9 protein-coding genes are annotated in these 7,539 nt (G+C 62.0%); 6 read left to right on the top strand and 3 right to left on the bottom strand.

What is annotated here, in order from left to right; translation table 11 throughout:
- Nucleotides 1-278: 278 nt before the first annotated feature.
- Together FJ930_RS24495 and FJ930_RS24490 are read right to left on the bottom strand one after the other, a co-directional pair.
- Nucleotides 279-917, bottom strand: a complete 639-nt coding sequence (locus FJ930_RS24495) for a glutathione S-transferase family protein (RefSeq protein WP_181763459.1) — start codon at nucleotides 915-917, stop codon at nucleotides 279-281.
- Between the two features lie 67 nt (nucleotides 918-984).
- A complete protein-coding gene (locus tag FJ930_RS24490) occupies nucleotides 985-2,196 on the bottom strand; it encodes an NADP-dependent isocitrate dehydrogenase (protein WP_141840441.1) in 1,212 nt (403 codons plus the stop codon).
- 213 nt (nucleotides 2,197-2,409) lie between these two features.
- Between FJ930_RS24490 and FJ930_RS24485 the strand changes: the two genes are divergently transcribed.
- The 3 genes from FJ930_RS24485 (at nucleotide 2,410) to FJ930_RS24475 (ending at nucleotide 4,361) form a co-directional block, all read left to right on the top strand.
- Complete coding sequence (locus FJ930_RS24485) at nucleotides 2,410-3,330, top strand: RNA methyltransferase (protein WP_141840440.1); 921 nt, start codon at nucleotides 2,410-2,412, stop codon at nucleotides 3,328-3,330.
- On the top strand, nucleotides 3,323-4,111 hold the full coding sequence (murI, locus tag FJ930_RS24480; RefSeq protein WP_140738866.1) for a glutamate racemase: 789 nt from the start codon (nucleotides 3,323-3,325) through the stop codon (nucleotides 4,109-4,111). Before FJ930_RS24485 ends, murI begins: the two co-directional genes overlap by 8 nt.
- A gap of 61 nt (nucleotides 4,112-4,172) precedes the next feature.
- Nucleotides 4,173-4,361, top strand: a complete 189-nt coding sequence (locus tag FJ930_RS24475; RefSeq protein WP_140738869.1) for a DUF3008 family protein — start codon at nucleotides 4,173-4,175, stop codon at nucleotides 4,359-4,361.
- Between the two features lie 96 nt (nucleotides 4,362-4,457).
- Here FJ930_RS24475 and FJ930_RS24470 read toward each other — a convergent pair whose 3' ends face one another.
- Complete coding sequence (locus tag FJ930_RS24470) at nucleotides 4,458-4,655, bottom strand: hypothetical protein (RefSeq protein ID WP_140506376.1); 198 nt, start codon at nucleotides 4,653-4,655, stop codon at nucleotides 4,458-4,460.
- A gap of 375 nt (nucleotides 4,656-5,030) precedes the next feature.
- Between FJ930_RS24470 and rpsD the strand changes: the two genes are divergently transcribed.
- The 3 genes from rpsD to FJ930_RS24455 all read left to right on the top strand — a co-directional run bounded on the left by rpsD (nucleotide 5,031) and on the right by FJ930_RS24455 (nucleotide 7,488).
- Nucleotides 5,031-5,648 carry a 30S ribosomal protein S4 gene (gene rpsD / locus FJ930_RS24465; RefSeq protein ID WP_140609390.1) on the top strand — a complete coding sequence of 206 codons (618 nt, stop codon included), beginning with the start codon at nucleotides 5,031-5,033 and terminating at the stop codon, nucleotides 5,646-5,648.
- Nucleotides 5,649-5,783: 135 nt separating this feature from the next.
- Nucleotides 5,784-6,671 carry a tRNA 2-thiocytidine(32) synthetase TtcA gene (ttcA, locus tag FJ930_RS24460; protein WP_141840439.1) on the top strand — a complete coding sequence of 296 codons (888 nt, stop codon included), beginning with the start codon at nucleotides 5,784-5,786 and terminating at the stop codon, nucleotides 6,669-6,671.
- Nucleotides 6,661-7,488 carry an inositol monophosphatase family protein gene (locus FJ930_RS24455; RefSeq protein ID WP_141840438.1) on the top strand — a complete coding sequence of 276 codons (828 nt, stop codon included), beginning with the start codon at nucleotides 6,661-6,663 and terminating at the stop codon, nucleotides 7,486-7,488. The genes ttcA and FJ930_RS24455 overlap by 11 nt, the downstream gene beginning before the upstream one ends.
- Nucleotides 7,489-7,539 lie beyond the last annotated feature (51 nt).

Below are 7,539 nucleotides of genomic sequence, written 5' to 3'. Positions count from 1 at the left end.
CGCCATGATCAGGGACCAAAAACCATGGCAACCCGCTTGAAATCCAAGACAGTCGCTCTCCCCGTATAGTGACGGGGAGAAGAGACCTGTGGCACACTCGGCACTTTCTTCTGCAAACGCCGGCGATTTGGCGAAATCATCGATGACATCATCCTTCTCCCCGTCACTATACGGGGAGAAGTGCCCGGCAGGGCGATGAGGGGCAGCGCTGGCGTCGACGGTTCCCCAAGCGATCGGCCTGCTTCGAGGGCGGGACCACGATTGCGGCCGTCGCCGGATCAGCCGACCTTCTCGGTTCTGGCAAAGCTCCGGCGAGCGGCGATGCGCCCATACCAGTCGCTTATGTCAGCGAAACGGGCGAGCAGCTCGCGTCCTTCGGCAACCTTGACGAAATAGCCGATAATCGGCGCCGCGTGCAGATCGGCCAGCGTCAGCTGGTCGCCAAGCAGCCATGGTCCTTCGGCTTTCAGCGAAGCCAGCACCTTGAGGACCGTCTCCGCCCGGCGCAGGCCATCGGCGACCAAGTTCTCATCGGGCGTTGCCTTTTCCAGCCGTTCAACCGCCACGTCCCAGACCATGGCCCGATAAGCATAGGCATCAAGCATGCCGATGATCTGGCCCATCCTGGCGCGGCCGCGCGCGTCCGCCGGCTGAAGCGCCGGACCGTCGAACACCTCGTCGACATAGCGCGCGATCGCACTGGTCTCGAAGAGACGGAAACCATCGTGCTCGAAAGCCGGAATGCGGCCGAACGGATGGCGTTCGAGAAACCACGCCGGAATGCCGTCAGCGGCGAAGATGTCGAGCGGTACGAGCTCGTAGTCGATACCCTTCTCCTCCATCGCTATCCGGGCGATGCGTACGTAAACGCTGTAATCCGCGCCGTAGAGCACCGGTTTGGTCACGCTGCCAGCCATCGCTTTTGCTCTCGTTGGCCAAAAGCGAAGGCTCCTTTCGGAGCCTTCGGCACGTGGAAATTCGGGGCTACGCCATCGCCTTCTGCAAATTCTCGTCGATCTTGTCGAGGAAGCCGGTGGTCGACAGCCAGGGCTGGTCGGGGCCGATCAGCAGCGACAGGTCCTTGGTCATGAAACCGGACTCGACGGTCTGGATGCAGACCTTTTCCAGCGTCTCGGCAAAACGCTTCAGTTCGGCGTTGTCGTCAAGCTTGGCGCGGTGGGCCAGGCCACGCGTCCAGGCGAAGATCGAGGCGATCGAGTTGGTCGAGGTTTCCTCGCCCTTCTGGTGTTGACGATAGTGGCGGGTGACGGTGCCGTGCGCGGCTTCCGCTTCGACCGTCTTGCCATCCGGCGTCATCAGCACCGAGGTCATCAGGCCGAGCGAGCCGAAACCCTGCGCCACCGTGTCGGACTGCACGTCGCCATCATAGTTCTTGCAGGCCCAGACATAGCCGCCCGACCATTTCAGGCTGGACGCGACCATGTCGTCGATCAGGCGATGCTCGTACCACAGCTTCTTCGCCTTGAACTCGGCCTCGAATTCGGTTTCGTAGACCTCCTGGAAGATGTCCTTGAAGCGGCCGTCATAGGCCTTGAGGATGGTGTTCTTGGTAGACAAATAGACCGGATAGTTGCGCAGCAGGCCGTAATTCAGCGAGGCGCGGGCAAATTCGCGTATCGACTCGTCGAGATTGTACATGGCCATGGCGACACCGGCGCCAGGCGCGTCGAACACGTCATGCTCGATCACGTGGCCGTCCTCGCCGACGAACTTGATCGTCAGCTTGCCCTTGCCGGGGAAGCGGAAATCGGTGGCGCGGTACTGGTCGCCGAAAGCGTGACGGCCGACGATGATCGGCTTGGTCCAGCCGGGTACCAGGCGCGGCACGTTCTTCATGATGATCGGCTCGCGGAAGATGGTGCCGCCGAGGATGTTGCGGATGGTGCCGTTCGGCGACTTCCACATCTTCTTCAGCTTGAATTCCTCGACGCGCTGCTCGTCGGGGGTGATCGTCGCGCATTTCACGCCGACACCGTATTTCTTGATGGCGTTAGCCGAATCGATGGTCACCTGGTCGTTGGTAGCGTCACGGTGCTCGATGCCGAGGTCGTAATATTCGAGCTTCAGGTCGAGATAAGGGTGGATCAGCTTGTCCTTGATGAACTGCCAGATGATGCGGGTCATCTCGTCGCCGTCGAGTTCGACGACCGGGTTCGCCACCTTGATCTTCGCCATGGAAAGAATGCCTCGTTGCTGGGAATGAACGGCCTTGCCAGCATGGCATTCGGCCGGGGGATGCCGCCCGTATATCAAAGCGCTTTTGGCCGCGCAAACGGCGATCGGTCACGAATTGGAGCTTGGGCGGTCGCCATTTGCGAATGCTTCATTTTCGCGACCGAATATGGCAGGGGACGCTGAAATGCCGCAAACAGCAGTTCATTGACAATCATGCCCGTCACCAAAGATCCCGATAACGCTTCAGCCGCCTGTCCGGCGATCATCCTCGTCGAGCCGCAGCTCGGCGAGAACATCGGCATGGTCGCCCGCGCCATGGCCAATTTCGGCCTGTCCGAACTTCGCCTGGTCAATCCGCGCGACGGCTGGCCGAGCGAGAAGGCGCGCGCCGCCGCCAGCCGCGCCGACCATGTCATCGATGCAGTCACCGTGTTCGACGATCTGGCCTCGGCGCTTGCCGACCTGAACTTTGTTTTCGCGACCACGGCCAGGCAGCGGGATGGCTTCAAAGCCGTGCGCGGCCCTGTGGAGGCGGGCAGGGTGCTGCGCGCCCGTCACGGAATGGGGCAGCGCACAGGCATCCTGTTCGGCCGCGAGCGCTTCGGCCTCTACAATGACGAGGTTGGCCTCGCCGACGAGATCGTCACCTTTCCGGTCGATCCTGATTTCTCCTCCCTCAACATCGCCCAGGCGGCCTTGCTGATGTCCTACGAGTGGATGAAGTCCGGCCTGGAAGACGAGACCAAAACCAACTTTGCGGGTCCGGACATGAAGCCGGCAAGCAAGGAAGAACTGCACGGCCTGTTCGCCTATCTGGAGGGCGCGCTCGAAGCGCGCGGCTACTTCCGCCCGGCACCGAAGAAGCCGAAGATGGTCGACAATCTGCGCGCAGTGCTGACGCGGGCTGGCTTCGCCGAGCCGGAACTGAAGGTGCTGCGCGGTATGATTTCCTCCCTCGACAGGTTTTCACCGGCCATGCCGCGCGGCGACGGCTCTCCGGGCGACGATCCGAGACGATTGCCTGCCGCGGCTGCACGCGCGCGCAAGGCGGATGTCGATCGTCCGGCGCCCGACGCCAATGGCGGCGACAACGACACGCCGCCGCTGGGTGGCAAGGGAACCGACAATGACTGACCGGCCGATCCTGATGTTCGATTCCGGCGTCGGCGGGCTGACAGTGCTGCGCGAGGCACGCGTCCTGATGCCGGACCGGCGCTTCATCTATGTCGCGGACGATGCGGCCTTTCCTTTCGGTGCCTGGGAAGAGCCGGCGCTGCGGACCCACATACTCGATCTCTTTGCCAGACTGCTCGACCGGTTTGCGCCGGCGATTTCCGTTATCGCCTGCAACACCGCCTCGACACTGGTGATCGATGCGCTACGCGACAGATTTCCTGGCCATCCCTTTGTCGGCACCGTGCCGGCGGTGAAGCCGGCGGCTGAGCGCACGCGTTCGGGCCTGGTCTCGGTGCTTGCGACACCCGGAACGGTGAAGCGGCAGTACACGCGCGACCTGATCAGCAAATGGGCACAGAAATGCCATGTCCGTCTGGTCGGCAGCGACAGGCTGGCGGGGCTTGCCGAAGCCTATATGCGCGAGGGCTTTGTCGACGAGGAGGCCGTGCGCGCCGAGATCGCGCCCTGCTTCATGGAACATGACGGTCTCAGGACCGACATCGTGGTGCTGGCCTGCACGCATTACCCGTTTCTGGTCAACCGCATGCGCAAGACCGCGCCATGGCCGGTCGACTGGATCGATCCGGCCGAAGCGATCGCCCGGCGAGCCCTTTCGCTGCTGACGCCGCTTGATGGGTCGCTGCCGCAGGGCGAGCCTGATATCGCCATCTTTACCTCCGGAAAGGCGGATTTCGCCGTCAGCCGCCTCATGCAGGGGTTCGGACTGGCGGTCGCCTGATCTGCGGAACATTGGCGTGTGCGTTGCGTTTTCTCCGACAGGACGATGAAGGAGAACGGCCATGCCAGCCACCTCGAAAGCCCAGCAAAAAGCCGCCGGAGCCGCACTCTCCGCCAAGCGCGGCGAGACGAAAAAGAGCGAACTCAAGGGCGCTTCCAAGGGGATGTACGATTCCATGAGCGAGAAGCAGCTCGAGGAGTTCGCCGAAACGAAGCGCAAGGGACTTCCCGAGAAGAAGTCGAAACACTGAAATCCTGTCGGCTGCATTTGAAGGACGTAGCCCGAACAGACCAAAGCCCGCAGCGCACCGCGGGCTTCGTGTCAGAGGCTAAAATTCTCGGCTAGGCTACCAACGGTGGCAGCGCCGCACCCTTTCGACGATCACCCGGCGGTGACCATGCCGCCACACCACCCTCTTCTTCACGATGACGCGGCAGACCTGTTTATGCCCGTGCCAGTGGCGGGCCATTGCCGGTTCCGGTGCCACCGCCATCGAACCCGCAAGCACCGCGGCGCCTGCCAGGGTAAGGAAGAATTTCTTCATAAGAATTGCGCTCCTCTCGCTCCAGTCCCTTCCTGGTGCCGTTGGCGCAACAACCTCCCGCCACATCCGGCACTGCATCAACGCGTGAAACGCTATATCGTTGTCCTGCCTGGTGCCAGTCATAAGCTTGACACCGGTTAAATCTCGGTTTAATCAGCCGCCAACGCCGGGCAGCGATGTCCGGTGTTTGTTTGTATACGCAAGATCAGTCACCCTGGTTGTCTCTGGTCTTGTTTGAACTGACGTGTCCCGTGGGTTTTCCGCCGCGTTGCGTGGGAAAACCCTGTCAGGTCTCGAAAACGGAGGCCAGAGGAGGGCGCGTTTCCTTCACCCGGACCATGAGGTTCCGGGTGTGTTGTTTTGAAAGGGAATGCGATGAGCAAGCGCGAATCCGCGAAGTACAAGATCGACCGCCGTCTTGGCGAAAATATCTGGGGCCGCCCGAAGTCCCCGGTCAACAAGCGTGAATACGGCCCCGGCCAGCATGGCCAGCGCCGCAAGGGCAAACTTTCCGACTTCGGCCTGCAGCTGCGCGCAAAGCAGAAGCTGAAGGGTCACTATGGCGACGTTTCGGAAAAGCAGTTCCGCAAGGTCTATGAAGAGGCCGACCGCCGCAAGGGCGATACCTCGGAGAACCTGATCGGCCTGCTCGAGTCGCGTCTCGACGCGGTCGTCTACCGTGCCAAGTTCGTGCCGACCATTTTTGCCGCCCGTCAGTTCGTCAACCACGGCCACATCAACGTCAACGGCAAGCGCGTCAACATCGGCTCGTACCGTTGCAAGCCGGGCGACGTCGTCGAAGTGCGCGAGAAGTCGAAGCAGTTGGTGATCGTTCTGGAATCGGTCGCACTCGCCGAGCGCGATGTGCCTGATTACATCGAGGTCGATCATAACAAGATGGTCGCGACCTTCGGGCGTATCCCGGGCCTGTCGGACGTTCCGTTCGCCGTCCAGATGGAGCCGAACCTGGTCGTCGAATTCTATTCGCGCTAAGCGAACATCCTTTGCCATGCCATCGAAAGGCCGCCCCCGAGGCGGCCTTTTTGTTTCGCTCATCCGCTTTGGCGTTTCGATTTTCCGACCGATGCGCTAATGCGTGCGGACGTCACATTCCGGGGCCGCCGCGCCATGAACATGCAGCCAGACATCGAGACGCTTGAACCAATCGCCGAAGGCGGCTCCCACCCGCTGTTTGCCGATGTGCCGTCCTCGGTCGAGTTCAACAAGTTGCGCAAGCGGCTGCTGCGGCTGACTCGTCAGGCGATCGAGGATTTTTCGATGGTCAAGCCGGGCGAGCGCTGGCTGGTCGCGCTGTCGGGCGGCAAGGATTCCTACGGGCTGCTCGCAATGCTGCTCGATCTCAAATGGCGTGGTCTGCTGCCGGTCGAACTGCTGGCCTGCAATCTCGACCAGGGCCAGCCGAATTTTCCCAAGCACATCCTGCCCGATTATCTCAATGCCAATGGTATCGCGCACCGCATCGAATACCGGGACACCTATTCAGTCGTCACCGATAAGCTGCCGCAAGGCAGCACCTATTGCTCGCTCTGCTCGCGGCTGCGGCGCGGCCATCTCTATCGCATCGCGCGCGAGGAGGGATGCTCGGCGCTGGTGCTTGGCCACCACCGCGAGGACATCCTCGAAACCTTCTTCATGAACCTGTTCCATGGCGGCCGGCTCGCCGCCATGCCGCCAAAGCTTCTCAACGACGACGGCGACGTCATGGTGCTGCGGCCGCTGAGCTACTGCGCCGAAGCAGATCTCGAGAAATTCGCAGCGGCGATGCGGTTTCCGATCATTCCCTGTGACCTCTGCGGCAGCCAGGAAGGCCTCCAGCGCAACGCCATGAAGGCGATGCTGGAGGACATAGAAAGACGCATGCCCGGCCGCAAGGACACGATGATCCGCGCGCTGTCCAACACCCGACCATCGCATCTGCTTGACAGGAACCTGTTCGATTTTGCCGCCCTGAACCAAACCCTCATCACAGAACAAGACGCTTCCGATGACATTTGATGATAACGCCATCGACTGGCTGGCCAGCCTGCTGGCCGAGGCGGCCGACATCGAAATCATGCCCCGCTTTCGCCGGTTGGGCGATGGCGACATCCGCCAGAAGACTTCGGCCGCCGACCTGGTCACGGAGGCCGATGTCAATGCCGAACGGCTGATCACCGCGCGGCTGCGCCAGCGTTATCCTTCGGCCATGGTCATCGGCGAGGAAGCCTGTTCGGACAATCCAGGACTGCTCGACGGTCTGGGCGATGCCGATCTGGCTTTCGTCATCGACCCGGTCGACGGCACGTTCAACTTTGCATCCGGCGTGCCTCTGTTCGGCGTGATGCTTGGCGTCGCGGTCAAGGGGGAGACGGTCGCCGGCATCATCCACGATCCAGTCGGCAAGGACTGGCTGATCGGCGCCAAGGGTGCCGGCAGCCATATCCGCCACGCACACGGCGCGCTGGAGAACGTGCGGGTTGCCGCGCCCGCGCCGATTTCACAGATGACCGGTGCGGTCTCCTGGCAGTACATGGCGGACCCCGAGCGCACGCGACTGGCCTGCAACCAGACCAAGACGCTGTCGCAATTCAACTATCGCTGCGCCGCGCATGAATACCGCCTGCTGGCAAGCGGCCACGGCCATTTCGTCGTCTACAACAAGCTGATGCCCTGGGATCATCTCGCCGGTGTGCTGATCCATGCCGAAGCCGGCGGCCATGCCGCGCGTTTCGACGGCAGCGCCTATCTGCCGGCGCATGTCGGGGGCGGCCTGCTGGTGGCGCCGGACAAGGAAAGCTGGCAGGAGCTACGCCGCGAGCTCTGGGCGGAGTAGGATCGACCGGGTTGTGCGACCGACAGATTGATGCAATCTCATGCCAATCGA

The sequence above is a fragment of the Mesorhizobium sp. B2-4-15 genome, assembly GCF_006658505.1.
Taxonomy (GTDB): Bacteria; Pseudomonadota; Alphaproteobacteria; order Rhizobiales; family Rhizobiaceae; genus Mesorhizobium.
This window is presented reverse-complemented; position numbering and strand designations above follow the sequence as displayed.